The sequence below is a fragment of the Ferrimonas kyonanensis DSM 18153 genome, from assembly GCF_000425405.1.
Lineage (GTDB): Bacteria > Pseudomonadota > Gammaproteobacteria > Enterobacterales > Shewanellaceae > Ferrimonas > Ferrimonas kyonanensis.
On record NZ_AUDJ01000040.1, the window covers coordinates 21,688 to 39,159 of the forward strand.

The 17,472-nt window shown below is 56.1% G+C and carries 15 protein-coding genes; 6 read left to right on the forward strand and 9 right to left on the reverse strand.

Going from position 1 to position 17,472, the window contains the following annotated elements; genetic code table 11:
• The first annotated feature begins 136 nt into the window (after positions 1-136).
• Entirely contained in the window at positions 137-1,144 is a 1,008-nt protein-coding gene (gene gap / locus H598_RS0112480) for a type I glyceraldehyde-3-phosphate dehydrogenase (RefSeq protein WP_035415871.1), read from the forward strand.
• Positions 1,145-1,933: 789 nt separating this feature from the next.
• Here the strand turns inward: gap and H598_RS0112485 are convergent.
• Genes H598_RS0112485 through zwf form a run of 4 tightly spaced genes read right to left on the reverse strand, consistent with a single transcriptional unit; the run spans position 1,934 to position 6,594 of the window.
• Positions 1,934-2,575 carry a bifunctional 4-hydroxy-2-oxoglutarate aldolase/2-dehydro-3-deoxy-phosphogluconate aldolase gene (locus H598_RS0112485; RefSeq protein ID WP_035415872.1) on the reverse strand — a complete coding sequence of 214 codons (642 nt, stop codon included), beginning with the start codon at positions 2,573-2,575 and terminating at the stop codon, positions 1,934-1,936.
• A 12-nt stretch (positions 2,576-2,587) separates the two neighbouring features.
• Positions 2,588-4,402, reverse strand: coding sequence for a phosphogluconate dehydratase (edd, locus tag H598_RS0112490; protein ID WP_028113319.1), 1,815 nt, complete (start codon positions 4,400-4,402; stop codon positions 2,588-2,590).
• Positions 4,399-5,103 carry a 6-phosphogluconolactonase gene (gene pgl, locus H598_RS0112495; protein ID WP_028113320.1) on the reverse strand — a complete coding sequence of 235 codons (705 nt, stop codon included), beginning with the start codon at positions 5,101-5,103 and terminating at the stop codon, positions 4,399-4,401. The genes edd and pgl overlap by 4 nt, the downstream gene beginning before the upstream one ends.
• A 12-nt stretch (positions 5,104-5,115) precedes the next feature.
• The gene (zwf, locus tag H598_RS0112500; protein WP_035415873.1) at positions 5,116-6,594 is read right to left on the reverse strand and encodes a glucose-6-phosphate dehydrogenase; all 1,479 of its coding nucleotides are present in this window, start codon (positions 6,592-6,594) and stop codon (positions 5,116-5,118) included.
• A gap of 264 nt (positions 6,595-6,858) precedes the next feature.
• Between zwf and H598_RS0112505 the strand changes: the two genes are divergently transcribed.
• Both H598_RS0112505 and pyk read left to right on the forward strand, forming a co-directional pair.
• A complete protein-coding gene (locus H598_RS0112505; RefSeq protein ID WP_028113322.1) occupies positions 6,859-7,713 on the forward strand; it encodes a MurR/RpiR family transcriptional regulator in 855 nt (284 codons plus the stop codon).
• A 231-nt stretch (positions 7,714-7,944) separates the two neighbouring features.
• Positions 7,945-9,381, forward strand: coding sequence for a pyruvate kinase (gene pyk / locus H598_RS0112510; protein ID WP_028113323.1), 1,437 nt, complete (start codon positions 7,945-7,947; stop codon positions 9,379-9,381).
• A gap of 65 nt (positions 9,382-9,446) precedes the next feature.
• Here the strand turns inward: pyk and H598_RS0112515 are convergent, their stop codons facing one another.
• Entirely contained in the window at positions 9,447-9,899 is a 453-nt protein-coding gene (locus H598_RS0112515; RefSeq protein ID WP_245595596.1) for a MarR family winged helix-turn-helix transcriptional regulator, read from the reverse strand.
• A gap of 10 nt (positions 9,900-9,909) precedes the next feature.
• Entirely contained in the window at positions 9,910-10,527 is a 618-nt protein-coding gene (locus H598_RS0112520) for a cytochrome b/b6 domain-containing protein (RefSeq protein WP_051252701.1), read from the reverse strand.
• Between the two features lie 171 nt (positions 10,528-10,698).
• On the opposite strand from H598_RS0112520, the gene H598_RS26770 reads away from it, so the two are divergent.
• Both H598_RS26770 and H598_RS0112530 read left to right on the forward strand, forming a co-directional pair.
• On the forward strand, positions 10,699-11,052 hold the full coding sequence (locus tag H598_RS26770) for a cytochrome c (RefSeq protein ID WP_169629263.1): 354 nt from the start codon (positions 10,699-10,701) through the stop codon (positions 11,050-11,052).
• Positions 11,053-11,063: 11 nt separating this feature from the next.
• Positions 11,064-11,507 carry a hypothetical protein gene (locus H598_RS0112530; RefSeq protein ID WP_028113327.1) on the forward strand — a complete coding sequence of 148 codons (444 nt, stop codon included), beginning with the start codon at positions 11,064-11,066 and terminating at the stop codon, positions 11,505-11,507.
• 52 nt (positions 11,508-11,559) lie between these two features.
• On the opposite strand, the gene H598_RS0112535 is transcribed toward H598_RS0112530, so the two are convergent.
• The 3 genes from H598_RS0112535 to psrA form a co-directional block, all read right to left on the reverse strand.
• Positions 11,560-12,015: a hypothetical protein gene (locus H598_RS0112535; RefSeq protein WP_156897026.1), complete on the reverse strand. Its 456-nt coding sequence runs from the start codon at positions 12,013-12,015 to the stop codon at positions 11,560-11,562.
• A gap of 190 nt (positions 12,016-12,205) precedes the next feature.
• Positions 12,206-14,482, reverse strand: a complete 2,277-nt coding sequence (locus H598_RS0112540; protein ID WP_035415874.1) for an acyl-CoA dehydrogenase — start codon at positions 14,480-14,482, stop codon at positions 12,206-12,208.
• Positions 14,479-15,144: a TetR family transcriptional repressor PsrA gene (gene psrA / locus H598_RS0112545; RefSeq protein ID WP_028113330.1), complete on the reverse strand. Its 666-nt coding sequence runs from the start codon at positions 15,142-15,144 to the stop codon at positions 14,479-14,481. The genes H598_RS0112540 and psrA overlap by 4 nt, the downstream gene beginning before the upstream one ends.
• Positions 15,145-15,404: 260 nt before the next feature.
• On the opposite strand from psrA, the gene H598_RS0112550 reads away from it, so the two are divergent.
• Positions 15,405-17,234: a M2 family metallopeptidase gene (locus H598_RS0112550; RefSeq protein ID WP_028113331.1), complete on the forward strand. Its 1,830-nt coding sequence runs from the start codon at positions 15,405-15,407 to the stop codon at positions 17,232-17,234.
• The last annotated feature ends 238 nt before the right edge of the window (positions 17,235-17,472 follow it).

Consider the following 17,472-nt stretch of genomic DNA (forward strand, 5'->3'; position numbering starts at 1 on the left):
GGCTTAAGCCAACTAAAACTTGATGTGTCGTAACATTTACTCATTTATCACAAAATATTGCGGTTACGCCCTTGACCACCGCCATTAGTGTTGTAAATTAACCACAATTACATAAGTTATCGAGATAGGTATCACTATGATCAAAGTTGCCATCAATGGATATGGCCGAATCGGCCGCAACGTTGTGCGCGCGCTGTATGAGAGCGAGAAAGACTACCCAATTAAAATCGTTGCTATCAACGATCTGGGTGACGCCGCCATTAACGCTCACCTGACCAAGTACGACTCCGTACACGGTCGCTTCAACGCCAAGGTTGAGCAGAGCGAAGGTGCCATCACCATCAATGGCGATGAGATCCGTACCTTCTCCGAGCGTGATCCATCCAAACTGCCTTGGGGCGAGCTGGACGTAGACGTGGTGTTCGAGTGTACTGGTATCTTCACAACCAAAGCTACCGCCTCCAAGCACATCGAAGCCGGTGCCAAGAAAGTGATCATCTCTGCACCTGGTAAAGAAGTCGACGCGACCGTTGTTTACGGCGTAAACCACGACATCGTGACTTCTGACATGACCGTTATCTCTAACGCGTCTTGTACCACCAACTGCCTGGCACCGTTTGCCAAGCCGCTGAACGACGAGCTGGGTATCGAGTCTGGTCTGATGACCACCATCCACGCTTACACCAACGATCAGCGTCTGTCTGACGTATACCATTCAGATCTGCGTCGCGCCCGTGCTGCGGCCGTGAACATGATCCCAACCAAAACCGGTGCTGCTGCGGCAGTTGGTCTGGTTGTACCTGAACTGGCTGGTAAGTTTGACGGCGGTGCGGTTCGCGTACCAACCATCAACGTCTCTCTGGTTGATCTGTCCTTCGTTGCCAAGCGCGACACCACCATCGAAGAAGTCAACGCCATCATCGCCAAGGCTTGCAGCCACGGCGCCATGGCCGAAGTTCTGGCTGTCAACGATGAGCCGCTGGTTTCCTGCGACTTCAACCACAGCCCATACTCCTCTACCTTCGACGCCACGCAGACCCGTGTTAACGGTCGCCTGGTTAAAGTCATGGCCTGGTACGACAACGAGTGGGGCTTCTCCAACCGTATGCTGGACAACGCCGTTGTCCTGATGAACGCCAAGTAAGCGTTCTGCGGTAAAAACTCCTGACAGGGGCTCGCTTCGGCGAGCCTTTTTTTGTGCCTGAAAAACCGCCTGTCGCTGTTGCCAGCGACAGGGGCCACTGGCTTTGGTTCTGGGTAGGAGCAGTAAAGACACTGGCTACCCGCGTGCGCGGGTACGACCCGGGGCCATTTTAAGCTCATTCGCACCGGAGCATTAAGGCGGCCACCACTACCGCCGCCAACACCTAACCCTCATCGTGTCGCCCTTGCCAGCGCGAGAGCCCAGTGGCCTTGATTTTGATAGAGGGAAAGACGCTGGGTACCCGCGTGCGCAAGAATGACCAAAGGCACAGACACTGGCTACCCGCCTTCGCGAGTAAGACAGAAGAGGGGTTGTCGCCCTTGCGAACGCGAGGGCCCAGTGACTTTGATTTTGATTGAGAGAAAGACACTGGCTACCCACGTGCGCGGGTACGACAGAGGGGTGATTAGAGTACGTAGGGAACCAACTGCACCGTGCTTTACGAAAACCACGATAACAACCGGGCTACCGCACATCCTATCAACTCACACCGTCGCCCTTGCGAACGCGAGGGCCCAGTGGCTTTGATTTTGATTAAGGGAAAGACGCTGAATTCTCGCCTGCGCAAGAATGACCAAAGGCACAGACACTGGCTACCCGCCTTCGCGGGTAAGACAGAAGAGGGGTTGTCGCCCTTGCGAACGCGAGGGCCCAGTGGCTTTAGTTGTATTAAAAAAGGGAAGATCAAAAAAGGCCGGCATAATGCCGGCCTTTATGAACCACTTACGCTTAACCGTTGACGTGAGCCAGCGCTTGGCTGGACAGGTCGCTGATGCGCTGCCAGTCGCCATCGCGTACGGCGTCAGACGGCGCAATCCAACTGCCACCGACACAGGCAACGTTAGACAGAGCCAGGTAGTCTTTGCAGTTAGACAGGCCGATACCACCGGTGGGGCAGAAAGTCAGTTTGGACAGCGGGCTGCCCATGGACTTGATCGCCTTAACACCGCCGCTGGCTTCTGCTGGGAAGAACTTCAGGAAGTGGTAACCGTAGTCCATCGCCTTCATGGCATCAGAGACCGAAGCCACGCCCGGGATCAGCGGAATGCTGCCTTCAGCACCCGCTTCCAGCAACGCACTGGTCACCCCGGGGCTGATGGCAAACTGCGCACCGGCATCCACCACCGCTTGCAGCTGCAGAGGGTTAAGAACCGTACCGGCTCCCACCAGGGCCTCAGGCACCTCTTCACGAATCAATTTAATCGCTTCCAGGGCACACTCGGTTCTCAGAGTTACCTCAAGGATACGAATGCCACCGGCAACCAGTGCGCGTGCCAACGGCACCGCCTGATCCAGTTGCTCAATCACCATCACCGGAATCACCGGGCTGGTAGCAAAAACCTCAGCAGGCTGGATGCTCCAATTTTTCATCTCTATCCTCGCTTAATCTAACAGCGCCGAAGCACCAGTTTCCGGACTGGAAAGCAGCTTACGCATATTGCTGAACAATTCTCGGCCAAAGCCTTCGTCATTTTCCCGCAGGTCCACCGCAGCGATGGTGCGAGCATCCAATTCAACTTCATCCACCAACAGTTCGATGATGCCGTTTTTGGCATCGAGTCGAACCAGATCTCCCTCTTTCACTTTAGCCAACAGACCGCCATCGAGGGCTTCCGGGCTCACGTGAATGGCAGCAGGAACCTTGCCGGAGGCGCCGGACATACGACCGTCGGTGACCAATGCCACCTTAAAGCCTTTGTCCTGCAGCACACCCAGTGGTGGCAGCAGTTTATGCAGTTCCGGCATACCATTGGCCTGAGGGCCCTGATACCGCACCACGGCGATGAAATCCTGATTCAGCTCTCCGTTCTGGAACGCTTCAGTCAGCGCCTTCTGAGACTCAAACACCTTGGCGGGGGCTTCCACCACCTGATGCTCTTCGGCCACGGCAGAGGTTTTAATCACCGCCCGACCCAGGTTGCCCTTCACCAGATTCATGCCGCCATTAGCCAGAAACGGGTTATCGATGGGGCGCAGAACGTCATCATCGGCGCTGGCTTCAGGAATATCCTTCCAAACCACTTTACCGTCCACCAATTCAGGCTTCTGAGTGTAGCGGTCCAGCCCCTGTCCCGCAGCAGTCGTGACGTCGTCGTGCACCAGTCCGCCGCGACGCAATTCACGAATCAGGAAGGCCATGCCTCCGGCCTGATGGAAGTGATTGATGTCGGCCTGGCCATTCGGGTAAACCCGGGCCAACAATGGCGTTACCGCCGACAGTTCGGCGAAATCCTGCCAATCGACAATGATGCCTGCCGCACGGGCAGCGGCCACGATGTGCATGGTCAGGTTGGTGGAGCCGCCGGTCGCCAGCAAGGCGACGATGCCATTGACGACACTCTTCTCATCCACAATCTTGTACAGCGGGGTAAAACTGTCCCCCTCCTGACTCATGCGGCAGACCTGCTGGCTGGCCAACTTGGTCAACTCATGGCGCAGGGGGCTGGTGGGATTAACAAACGAAGATCCCGGCAGTTGCAGCCCCATGGCTTCCAGCACCAACTGGTTAGAGTTGGCGGTGCCATAGAAGGTACAGGTGCCCGGGCTGTGGTAAGACGCCGACTCCGCTTTAAGCAAGTCCTCATCGCTGACTTTACCCTGAGCGTACTCCTGCCGTACCTTGGCTTTTTCCTTGTTGGGCAGACCCGATGGCATCGGACCGGCTGGCACAAAGAGCGTTGGCAGGTAGCCAAAGCTCATGGCACCCATCAACAGTCCAGGAACGATCTTGTCGCAAATCCCCAGCATCAGCGCGCCATCAAACATGGCGTGAGTCAGACCCACGGAAGTGGCCATGGCGATGACATCGCGGGACATCAGGCTCAGTTCCATTCCGGGCTGGCCCTGGGTCACGCCATCACACATTGCCGGCACACCCGCCGCCACCTGAGCCACCGAGCCTACATCACGACAGGCTTGTTTGATGATGTCCGGGTAGACGCCATAGGGTTGATGAGCCGACAACATGTCGTTGTAAGCGGTAACGATGCCGATGTTGTACTTATTAAAGTGCTGCAGGTCGTCTTTATCCTGCTTGCCGCAACTGGCAAACCCGTGGGCCAGGTTGGAGCAAGATAACTCCCCACGCTGAACCCCCTGAGCCTGTTGTTTGGCCATGCGCTGCAGGTAAGCCTGACGGCGGCCCTTGCTGCGCTGAACAATGCGTTCGGTAACGGCTAACACAGTAGCATGGGTCATGAGGCTTGACTCCAGTAAACGTCCACCGGGGTCTTGCGTTGATTGAGCACCGCCCGGATCGGCATCTCAGTCGCATCATCGGATTGCAGCACCTGCTCCAGAACGGCTTTTTTGCCTTCTCCGTGCAGATGCAGATAAATCTGTTTGCTGTCCAGCAAGGTCTTCAGCGACAGCGACAGGCGCCCATGGGGCGCGGTGGTCGGGTGTACCGCCAGACAGGTTTTAGGCGTTGCCAGCCCCAGGGCCAGTTGCTCTGAACAGGGAAACAGCGACGCGGTATGGCCATCGTTACCCATGCCCAGAATCACCACATCCAACGGCCGAGGCAGGTTTGACAGCACCTCTTCGGTCATCAGAACCCCCTCATCCACCTGGGCGTAGGAGTTCTTCAAACCACGGAACTTGGCCGCAGAGGCACGATTCGTCAGCAGGTGCTCACGCACCAGGCGCTCGTTGGAGTCGGCGTGCTCAGGATCCACCCAGCGTTCGTCCGCCAGGGTTACGAACACCTCTTGCCAGTCGATGGCCTGACGGGACAACTCTGAAAACAGCAACAGCGGCGTGCTGCCGCCGGAAACCACCAGCGAGGCACTGCCACGGCTATCGATGGCACTCTGTAGCTGAGCAGCGATCTTCGCCGCCAGCGTTTGCGCCAGGTGCTGCGCCGTATCAAACGGCTTAAACACAGACAGTTTGATCATAATTAACTTCTCTTACTCATCCCAGGAGCGGCCGTCGCGGGTGATCAACGCCACCGAGGCCACCGGGCCCCAGGTTCCCGCAGGGTACGCCTTAGGTTCTTCATGGGAGTCGGACCAGGCCGCCAGAATGGAATCGCACCATTTCCACGCCTGCTCCACTTCGTCACGACGGACGAACAAAGATTGGTTACCGAGCATGCATTCAAGCAACAACCGCTCATAGGCATCGGCAACCCGTTGATTCTTGAAGGTGTCAGAGAATGACAAATCCAGCTTGGTGGTTTGCAGACGCTGAGTTTCGTCCAACCCGGGCACCTTATTCATCATCTGAATCTCAACCCCTTCGTGGGGCTGCAGACGAATAGTCAGCTTGTTGGGTGGCAACTGGCGGTAACTGTCGCGGTACAGGTTATGGGGCGGGTTCTTAAAGTGAACCACGATCTCGGAGCACTTATAGGGCATCCGCTTGCCGGTACGCAGATAGAATGGCACCCCGGACCAACGCCAGTTGTCGATGTCGACCCGAATGGCGGCAAAGGTTTCGGTATCGGAATTGAGGTTGGCCCCCTCCTCCTCCAGGTAACCGGGAACCGGTTGGCCTTTAAGGAAGCCCGCCGAGTACTGGCCTCGTACGGTTTTCTCGAACACGTTATTGCTGTCGATGGGCCGCAGTGACTTCAGCACTTTCACTTTCTCGTCACGAATCGAGTCCGCATCCAGATTCACCGGTGGGTCCATCGCCACCAGCGCCAGCACCTGCAGCAGGTGGTTCTGAATCATATCGCGCATCTGACCGGCTTTATCGAAGTAGTCCCAGCGCCCTTCAATGCCCACCTCTTCGGCCACGGTGATCTGCACATGGTCTATGGTTCGATTGTCCCATTTTGAGGCAAACAGGGAATTGGCGAATCGCAGCGCCACCAGGTTCTGCACCGTCTCTTTACCCAGATAATGATCGATGCGGTAGATCTGGTTCTCTTCGAAGAACTCCGCCACCTGATTGTTGATCACCTGAGACGATTCCAGATCATGCCCGATCGGCTTCTCCAGCACCACTCGGGTCTCGGGTTGAATCAGGGCGCAGGATTTCAGGCAACGGCAGATGTCACCATAGATAGAGGGGGGCGTGGCGAAGTAGTTCACCATCACATTGTCGGGCTGCTGCTCGCGCAAGGCATGGAACTGTTGGTAGCCTTCCGGCTGGGTGAAATCCATGGCCAGATACTGACAACGAGCCAACAGGCGGGTCAGAACGTCCTGATCCACGTCCTCTTTTAAGAACTCATCCAGGGCAGTACGGATCATCTGCTGGTATTCGGACTGCGCCATCTCCCGGCGAGCCACGCCGATGACACGGGTACCGGAATGCAGCAGTCCGGCCTTGTCCAACTGGTACAACGAAGGGATCAGTTTGCGGCGAGCCAAATCGCCACAAGTACCAAACAACACGAAATCACACGGTTTGGCGACCGAGCCGGTAAAGTGGGTCACTATCCAACTCCTATAAATAGGGGGCCGCTGTATGCGGCGTCACTTTTTCGTAAATTAACTACATTAAAGAGAATTTTTTTCGATGGTGCAACCTCAGCGTCCACTGAAAAGCTAGATAATTTACAACACTGTTTGTAAACTTAACCTAACTGCAAGCAGGTGCCAGAGGGTAGTCGCCCAGTATACAGGGCTTTACAGGCTATTATAGGCGGCTTCTGACAAATGATTGCAGCCATCTTCTCGGTAAACTGGGCGATATATCGCATGAATACTCTAGAAAAAATACAAACTAACCTAAGTAACTTCAGTAAGTCCGAGCGAAAAGTAGCGGAAGTCATCTTAACCTCTCCCCAAACCGCTATTCACGCTAGCATTGCCACCCTGGCAAAAATGGCCGACGTCAGTGAGCCGACGGTTAACCGTTTTTGTCGTCGCTTGGACACCAAAGGTTTTCCAGACTTTAAGCTGCATTTGGCCCAGAGTCTGGCTAACGGAACGCCGTACGTATCCCGCCATGTCGATGAAGACGATGGCCCGGATTCCTACACCAACAAAATTTTTGAGTCCTCCATGGCGGCGCTGGATGCCGCACGGCAGTCCATCGACCCGATGGCCATCAACCGTGCCGTCGACATCCTGACTCAGGCCCAGCAGATCTCCTTTTTTGGTCTGGGCGCCTCCTCATCGGTGGCCCACGATGCGCAGAACAAGTTCTTCCGCTTCAACGTACCTGTGGTCTGCTTCGATGACGTGTTAATGATGCGCATGAGCTGCATTAACGCTACTGCCGGCTCCGTTCTGGTGCTGTTTTCCCACACCGGACGCACCAAGGCGCTGGTTGAAGTGGCCCGCCTGGCCCGGGAGAGCAACGCCCAGGTGATCTCCATTACCGCCAAGGACAGCCCGCTGGCTCGGGAGAGTACTCTGGCGGTCACCGTTGAGGTGCCGGAGGACACAGACATGTTCATCCCCATGGCCTCAAGACTGGCTCACCTGACTGTGATCGATGTCTTGGCTACCGGCTTTACTCTGCGCCGGGGCCCACGTTTCAGGGATAATTTGAAACGCGTCAAAGAAGCCATCAGAGAATCCCGCTTCGAAAAACCCGCCAATCTGTAAAGAAATGCCGCTGACATCCCCGTCAGCGGCATTTTTTTTATCACACCGACTACACTTGACCTCAACAATTGGCACCTTTAGGCTTGCCTACCTTGCGCTGGATCACATTTTTGTTATCAAGCTACAACTATAATTTATGTAATTTTCTTTCATGTTGATCTTTCAGCTACAACATTTAGCGAAACTCGACATCTATAAACTTTAGAGCCAGTATTCTTTATGGAGTCTCTTATGCTCAGAAGAACCAAAATCGTAACCACGCTAGGTCCGGCTACCGACCGTGATGGCAACCTGGAAAAGATCATCCTGGCCGGCGCCAACGTCGTCCGGATGAACTTCTCTCACGGTAGTGCCGAAGATCACGTCAAGCGTGCCAACGACGTGCGTGCGATTGCCGCCAAGCATAACCGTCATGTTGCCATCCTCGGTGACCTGCAAGGCCCTAAAATCCGTGTCTCCACCTTTAAGGAAGGCAAGGTCCAACTGCCTATGGGTCATACCTTCGTGCTGGACAGCGATCTGGCTAAAGGCGAAGGCGATGAGAACCAGGTTGGTCTGGACTACAAAAACCTGCCTCAGGACGTCGTTCCTGGTGACGTACTGCTGCTGGACGACGGCCGCGTACAACTGCGGGTAGAGAAAGTGGACGGCAACCGGGTAACCACTACCGTTACCGTTGCCGGCCCGCTGTCCAACAACAAGGGCATCAACAAGCAAGGCGGTGGCCTGTCTGCAGCGGCACTGACCGACAAAGACAAGCAAGACATCAAAACCGCTGCCGCCATCAACGTCGATTACCTGGCGGTGTCTTTCCCACGTACCGGTGAAGATCTGCACTACGCTCGCGAACTGGCTCGCGAAGCAGGCTGTAACGCCCACATCGTGTCCAAAGTAGAACGTGCCGAAGCCGTTGCCACCGACGAAGCCATGGATGACGTTATCCTGGCCTCCGATGCGGTGATGGTTGCCCGTGGTGACCTGGGTGTTGAGATTGGCGATGCCGAGCTGATGGGTGTGCAGAAGAAACTGATCGCTCGCTGTCGTCAACTGAACCGCGTGGTGATTACCGCCACTCAGATGATGGAGTCCATGATCTCCAGCCCAATGCCAACCCGTGCCGAAGTCATGGACGTGGCGAACGCGGTACTGGACGGCACTGACGCCGTGATGCTGTCTGCCGAAACTGCGGCCGGTGACTTCCCTGAAGAAACCGTTACTGCCATGGTCAACGTCTGCATCGGCGCCGAGAAGAACCCACGGGTTAAGGTTTCTCGTCACCGCCTGGAAGAGCGTTTCAAGACCGTTGAAGAAACTGTGGCTCTGGCAACCATGTACGCCGCCAACCACCTGGAAGGCGTTAAGGCCATCGTTGCCCTGACCGAGTCCGGTAACACCCCGATGATCATGAGCCGCATCACTTCCAGCCTGCCGATCATTGCGCTGTCTCGTCACGAGCCGACTCTGAACCGTATGGCCATGTACCGTGGTGTCTACCCAGTGAACTTTGATTCCACTCAGCATCCAGCCGGTCACCTGGTGTCTGCCGCCATTGCTGAAATCAAAGCCGCCGGTCTGCTGCAAAGCGGTGACATGGTTCTGGTAACCAAGGGCGACATGATGGAAACCATCGGCGGCACCAACACCACCAAGGTTGTGGTTGTCGAGTAAACACCGCTCTCATTCTCATCCACTAAAAGGGTTAGCTTCGGCTAACCCTTTTTTATACCCGATATCTAGTCAGCGCTGCCGGCTGCGACCATCTTCGCCAGTAGCGATAAAAACTGCTGCTGCTCTTGCGGCTGAAGCACCGACAGCAAGCTGTCATTGACGTCCATGGCTTCGGCGATCAAGGCGGATTTCAGCGCCCGCCCCTCATCGGTGAGATAGATAAGGTGCGAGCGTCGGCTAGTCGGGTGTTTGCGCCGCTCCACCAGCTGTTTCTTCTCTAAGCTGTCCAACACCCGAGTGGTGGTGTAATGCGCCGTCATGCAGCGCGACGCCAACTCCACCTGGGTCAACCCCTCCTCCTCCCAGAGCATCATCAGGGTCGGCCACATCCCCAGGTTTAACCCGACTTTCTGCAACCGCTCATCCAGTTGGTCGGCAGCCCGGCTGTGAACCACCGCCAACAACCAGCCAAGACTGCGGTCCCGGGAAAACGCCGCCAATTTATCACCCTGCTCCACTAACACCCTCCTAGAATAAAGAGATCACCATCATCAGACTGACTCCGCTTGCACTGAGAGCCAACACTATTGCGGCCTTACGTCCGGCCACCAATTTGGGCACAGCACCGCTACCGTGCTGCTTGCCGGTGATCATTGCCTGGATCAATCGATGACCTCGCCATTGATAAACGGTCACCGCGAAGACATGCACCAATACCGCAATCACCAACCCCAGAGCCATCCGTCCATGGTTGTGTTCAAGCAATCGCACCACGCTGCGTTTAAGCTCAACAGGACTCAGCGGGCTGATCAGCCAACCACTGAGCAACTGGCTGCACAACAGGCACAACAGTAGCACCACCATCAACGCCCCCAACGGATTATGACCTGGGCGCTCCTGACGCGATGAAATCAAGTAACTGACCAGTTGGGACGGTGAGGGAATAAAAGCACGAAACCGTGCCGTTTCACTGCCCCAAAAGCCCCAGATTAACCGCCAACATACCAGCACCAACAGTGCCACTCCGGCCGCCATATGACCGATAGAATCGCCGTTACCACTGAAGCCGCTCAGCAGCATCCACGTCACCAACAGCGCCTGGCCCCAATGATAGAGGCGAGTTGCCAGATCCCATACTTGTATCATTTCAATTCTCCCCACAGCAACAATTGCATTTGCAACAATAGCATTTGCATGATAGCTTGCACACAAATCATTCAAACCAAGATGGAGATCACAATGCAGACCCCCTTCCCTATGCTGGTAGGAGCTATAGCGCTCATCATTTCGGCGTTAGCCTGGGCCGATCAGCCTGCAGTGAATCAAAGACAACAGCTTTTTGATCAACTCGATACTAAAACCGAACTGATGGAAGACGCTCTGGACCAGGAGCAATGGCAGCGAGGAGCCGAATTGGCCGCCGAACTTGCAGACACCGTCACATTGTTGAAAACTCTGTTTCCCGAAACCAGTCGAGGTGAAGGGCGCAGCCGCAAATCAATTTGGAACGAATGGCCTGAGTTTGAAGGTCGGCTAACGCGACTGGCTGATGACTTTACCGCCATCAGCAACACCGCTGAGTCTGGCCGTTCCGCCGGGTTGGATACGGCGCTGAAAAACGCCACCTCCAGCTGCCGCTCCTGCCATATGAGCTACCGTTCGTTGTGGTAAGGAGGCGCTTTATGACCATTCAAAATGCCCATCGACTGGCTGCGACACTGGCTTTTCTGATCATACTGACGTTTTTCAGCAGCACCCTTATTGCCGAATTACTGGGCAATGACCGTGTCATCTCAGCCACCAAACACGCCATCGTCTATGGCATCTGGCTGCTGGTACCCGTCATGGCTTTGACCGGTATCACCGGCATGAAACTGGCGCCCAAGGCCAGCAGTGGTCCCATTGGTCGAAAGAAAAAAAGGATGCCGATTATCGCCCTCAATGGGCTGTTGATACTGATCCCCGCCGCGATCTACCTGGATCATTTGGCCAGCCAGGGACTGATGACCGGAGTATTTTGGTGGGTACAGGGACTGGAGTTAACAGCAGGCGCCGCCAACCTGATTCTTATGGGCCTGAATGTTATCGACGGTCGCCGATTACGCCCGCGCTCCAGGCGTGAATGAATAGCAGGTTGACATTAGGGTCAACCTGCTTACTTTGCGGGCAACACAGCATTCACTTAAACCACTGCCGCCCCACCTGATTGGCGCGATGCTGAAGCAGCTCAAACCAGGTCCGTTCAGACTGTAGCAGCTGCTGCTGCGGATCAAGACCATTGAAACAGTCTTCAAAGATCGCCCGAGCGGTGGCATAACTGTCCTCGCCCCTCAGGCTGTGCTGCATCTCGGGCTCGCGAAGACACGGCGCCAACTCGATGTCGTAATGGGTCAGAATTCGAGTATCGGGCTGCAACTGATGACAGGCCAGTTCATCCACAAAGCCCAGGGATACGGATTGAAACACGCGCTCAGCCTGGTATTTTGCGTGAGGATCATCACCACGGGCACACTGCAGGAACTGGCCGAAGTAGTGCAGATACATAGGAATAAAGTGCCGATACAACACCCGCTCCTTGAGATTTTTATTTGCCAAGACTCTGTCGAGATCCAACCATGCCCATCGGTTCATCATGTGTCGCTCCTGCGCTGACATCCCATTTACAGTAAAGAATGCGACACTTGTCAGACCAGTTCCGTGATCAAGATCAACCCAGCTCCAGTCTTGCGCAATTGGCTATTTCACTCTGCACAACTCTCATTGTTTAACAGGCCGATATAAAAAAGGGCCGGCAAATGCCGGCCCTGATTCTACACTGCGGGGATTACAGCGTAGCAAACTCGTCCACATGGATGGCTGCCGTACGCAGCGTCCAGGCGCTAAGCAGGGACTCAGACTGAGATTCGGTCAGCACCTCCGCCTCTACCGCTTTGGCAATCAAGGCCGGCGATATCGCCTGCTTGGGCAAGGCACCGGAACGCATCGCCTGCTTCAGGGTCTTCATCAATGGCGCCTGCTCATGCAGCGCCAGGAAAGCCTTCTCCACTTCACTGATGCCATCTTCCAGACCTTCAGGCATGTGGCACAGGTGAGTGATGCGTTCGCGAACCACTCCCGGTTTGGACACCGCCTCACACACCGCTTTGGCGGTATCGTCCGAAGGCATGTGGAAATGGTTGCCAATAGGGAAGATCAGCGCCTTAGCCAGCCAACCCAGAGGACGATTAGGGAAGTTGCGAATCACTTCCTCCATCGCTTTTGCCGCTTCATAGCAACACTTCTCTACCGAATAGTGCAGCAGCGGCAGGTCGCCATGCTGACGCCCCTCGGATTCAAAATGACGCAATGCCGCCGACGCCAGGTACAACTGGCTGAGCACATCGCCCAGGCGGGCCGAGATCATCTCTTTCTGCTTCAGACCGCCGCCCAGGGCCGCCATGGCCAGATCCGACATCAACGCCAGGTTGGCACTGAGGCGACTCAGGTTACGATAATGACGAGCGGTTTCCCCCGCCACCGGCGCCGAGTTCAAGCGAGCCCCGGTCAAAGCCCCGACCAATGAGTTCAGGCCATTGCGCGCCCCGTAAAGCATGTGAGACAGCAGCAGACCGTCAAACACTTTCAGGGCCTGGTCCTTATCCTCCATGGCCACCGCTTCCATCTCAGACAAGACGTAGGGATGACAGCGCGTCGCGCCCTGGCCGAAGATCATCAGGTTACGGGTCAGGATATTGGCCCCTTCCACAGTGATCGACACCGGCTGAGCCAGATACATGTTACCCAGGTAGTTCTTAGGGCCCAGCTGAATCCCCTTGCCACCATGAATGTCCATGGCGTCATTGACAATGGAGCGGCCCAATTCGGTCATGTGGTACTTGGCAATGGCCGTCACCACCGACGGTTTCTGATTCATGTCGATGGCGCCCACGGTCATCTTACGGGCAGCTTCCAACAGATAGGTATTGCCAGCGATGCGTGCCATCGCTTCCTGCACCCCCTCAAACTGACCGATATTCACCCCAAACTGCTGGCGTACACCGCAGTACGCCGAGGTAGTGCGGGTCGCCACGTGTCCGGCCGCCGTCGCCAGAGCCGGCAGAGAGATGCCCCGCCCTGCAGACAGGCACTCCACCAGCATGCGCCACCCGCGCCCGGCGTAATCAGGACCGCCGATGATCCACTCCATGGGAATAAACACATCCTCACCGCGGGTGGTACCGTTCATAAAGGCCATGTTCAGAGGGTTATGACGGTTGCCCAGCTCTACGCCGGGGTGTGATGCCGGAATCAGCGCACAGGTGATGCCAATCTCCTTGGTGTCACCCAACAAACCGTCCGGGTCACGCATCTTAAATGCCAGCCCCAATACCGTGGCCACCGGAGCCAAGGTGATGTAACGCTTATCCCAGTTCAGGCGTAGACCCAGCACCTCTTTGCCGTCGTGCTCACCCATGCACACAACGCCGCTGTCGGGAATGGCGCCGGCGTCTGATCCGGCTTCCGGGCCGGTTAAGGCGAAGCACGGCACCTCGGTGCCATCGGCCAATCCTGGCAGCCAGCGCTGCTTCTGCTCTTCGGTACCATAATGAGCCAACAGTTCACCGGGACCGAGAGAGTTCGGCACCATTACGGTAATGGCGGCGGTGAGGCTGCGACTGGCGATACGAGCGACAATGGTGGAGGCACCCAGGGCAGAGAAATCCAGGCCGCCATAGGTTTTGGGAATGATCATCGAGAAGAAGCGTTCCTGCTTCAGGTAATCCCAGACCGGTTGTGGCAGGTCTTTCTGTTCCTGTACCACATGATGGTCATCCAGCATCAACAGCAGCGTATCGACCTGGTTGTCCAAAAAGGCCCGCTCTTCACCGCTGAGCTCGCCCATGGGCATGGAGTGCAGCTGCTGCCAATCCGGACGGCCGGAGAACAGTTCGCCGTCCCACCAAACGGTGCCCGCTTCCATCGCTTCCCGTTCGGTCTGTGACAGGGGCGGCAACACCTTGCGGAAAAAGCCGAATATCGGTTTGGAAATAAATTGGCGACGAATGTCAGTGACACCAAACACCACTAACACCGCAATAATGATCAAAATCAGCAAGGTCATGATACTTCCTTAATCTTGGTCCCTGACAGTTGGGGAGCCGGAGCAACAACGCCCGCGGCCACATAGGGAATCAGCCGCTTAATCACCGACTCCACGTTATTGTCTTGTTCAAAATCCGCATGGGCGATGTCATTCAGCGCTTCAAACGAGGCCATGGTGAAAACCACGGTACCCAGGGTAAAGTGCAGACGCCAAAACAACTCAGCATCGTCGATGTCGTTGTCCACCTGATGGATCAACTTGACGATCAGCTCCAGCGGTTTGCCGTAATGAGTGGTCACAAACCAACGCAGGTGGCCCTGACTCTCGATGTAACCCCGCCCCAGTAACTGCAAAAAGATGCTGGACCCCCGGTGACGCAATTCATCCAACGACAGCAGCGGCTGCACCAGGGTGTCGAAAATCTCATGCACCGTCAGCCCAGGCTGGTTTTCCAGAGCCGACAGAGCCGCTTCACTGGCAGGCATAAACTGATCCAGATAGCGGGCCAGTACCGCCTGGATTAACTCTTTCTTGGAACCAAAATGATAATTTACAGAAGCCAGATTCACTTCCGCCTTGCTGGTGATAAGACGCAATGACGTGTCGGCAAATCCCCGTTCTGCAAATAATCGCTCCGCTGCGTCCAAGATACGGGATTTTGTACCTTGTTTATTCGACATAGTCGCGCCTTCCTGATTTAAACACTTGTTTTAACTTACTCTGCCACTTGGGTATTGTCAAAGTCATGAAGCGTATTCTGTTTGAACACTCGATAAACCAAGTGCTTAGCCCCATCAGGCACCGCCTGATGTCCCAGGGGCTGCCAAGGTTAAGACTCTGATCTAAGCCAGGTTCAAACCAAACTCGGCCCCCTTTCCTCCGCTCCGGTCCCGTAATAAAATAGCGACTTTTCGACAACAACCACGCAAAGGAACGCGATATGGCACTTTTCCGCCACTCGATGGCTCTGTCTGCCGTCACTCTGGCGCTGCTCAGCGGCTGCTCCCCGACCCCCACCCCCGATCAAGGCAAGGAAACCAACCCGGACAGCGATAGCCGTGAGTTCATCGCTGCCGCCGAGGCCGACCTGTCTAATCTGGTGGAAGAAGCGGGCCGGGCGTCCTGGATCTACAGCAACTTCATCACCGAAGATACCGCGGCCCTGGCCTCCGACGCCGAGCGCCGATTCAATGACAAGGCGGTCATGTACGCCAGTCAAGCGGCCAAGACCGATCCTCAGGGACTGAGCGACGTCGAGTTGCGCAAACTGGAAGTGCTGAAGCGCACCATCATTCTGCCCTCTCCGGACAGCCCGGAGAAAAGCGCCGAGCTGGCCGGCCTCAATGCCGAACTGGGTGGCCTGTATGGCAAAGGCCGCCACTGCCTCAAGAGCGGCGAATGCCTGAGTCAGCCGCAACTTTCCTCTTTGATGGCCACTTCCAGAGATCCGGAACAACTGCTGGACATCTGGCAGGGCTGGCGCGAGATCGCCAAACCGATGCGTCCTCTGTTCAGCCGCCAGGTGGAACTGGCCAACGAGGGAGCACGGCAACTGGGTTACCAGGACGTCGGTGAACTGTGGCGCTCAAAGTACGACATGCCGGCGGCGCAGTTCCCGAAAGAGCTGGATTCATTGTGGGGAGAGGTAAAGCCTCTGTACGACGCTCTGCACTGCTACGTGCGCGGCGAACTGGGTGAGCACTACGGTGAAGAGGTGGTGCCCCAGGACGGCATGATTCCGGCGCACCTGCTGGGCAACCTGTGGTCACAGCAGTGGGGCAATATCTACGATCTGGTGGCGCCTGCCAACGCCGATCCGGGCTTCGATCTCACCGAACTGCTGGCAGAACACCAGTACGATGAGATCAAGATGGTCGAGCAGGCGGAGCAGTTCTTTACCTCGCTGGGGTTCGAGCCGTTGCCACAAACTTTCTGGGACCGCTCGCTGTTTGTTGAACCTCAGGATCGGGATGTCGTCTGCCACGCCAGCGCCTGGGATCTGGACAACGAGGACGACATTCGCATCAAGATGTGCATCCAGAAAAACGCCGAAGACTTTGTGGTGATCCACCACGAACTCGGGCACAACATCTACCAGCGCGCCTACAAGCACCAGCCGTTCCTGTTTAAAGACAGTGCCAACGACGGCTTCCACGAAGCCATCGGCGACACCATTGCCCTGTCGATTACCCCCAGCTACCTGCAGCAGATTGGACTGCTAGACACGGTGCCCTCCAAGGAGAGTGACATCGGCCTGCTGCTACGCCAGGCACTGGACAAGGTGGCGTTTCTGCCCTTTGGCCTGATGATCGATCAATGGCGCTGGAAGGTGTTCTCCGGTGAAATCACACCAGAAAACTACAACCAGGCCTGGTGGGATCTGCGCGCCAAATACCAAGGCATCGCTGCGCCGGTGGCCCGCAGTGAAGCGGACTTCGATCCTGGCGCCAAATACCATGTACCCGGCAACGTTCCCTATACCCGCTACTTCCTGGCCCACATCCTGCAGTTCCAGTTCCATCAGGCGCTGTGTGAGACTGCCGGCTTTGAGGGTGACATTCACAGCTGCTCCATCTACGGCAATAAGGAGGCCGGTGCCAAGCTGAACACCATGCTGGAATCTGGCCTGTCTCAGCCATGGCCGCAGGCGTTGGCCATGGTCACCGGCTCAGAGCAGATGAGTGGTGAGGCCCTGCTGAACTACTTTGCGCCACTGCAGGGTTGGCTGGAGCAACAAAACCAGGCCGCCGGCCGCCAGTGTGGCTGGTAACCCCACCGCAAACCAAAGAACCCGGCGTCAGCCGGGTTCTTTTTTTAGGCTTTGATGTTGATACCCCGAAAAACACCGGATTCTCGCCTGCGCAAGAATGACCAAAGGCACAGACGCTGGGTACCCGCGTGCGCGGGCACGACGGAAGGCCGTTTTAAGCTCATTCGCACCGGAGTATTAAGGCGGCCACCACTACCGCCGCCAACACCTAACCCTCATCGTGTCGCCCTTGCGAACG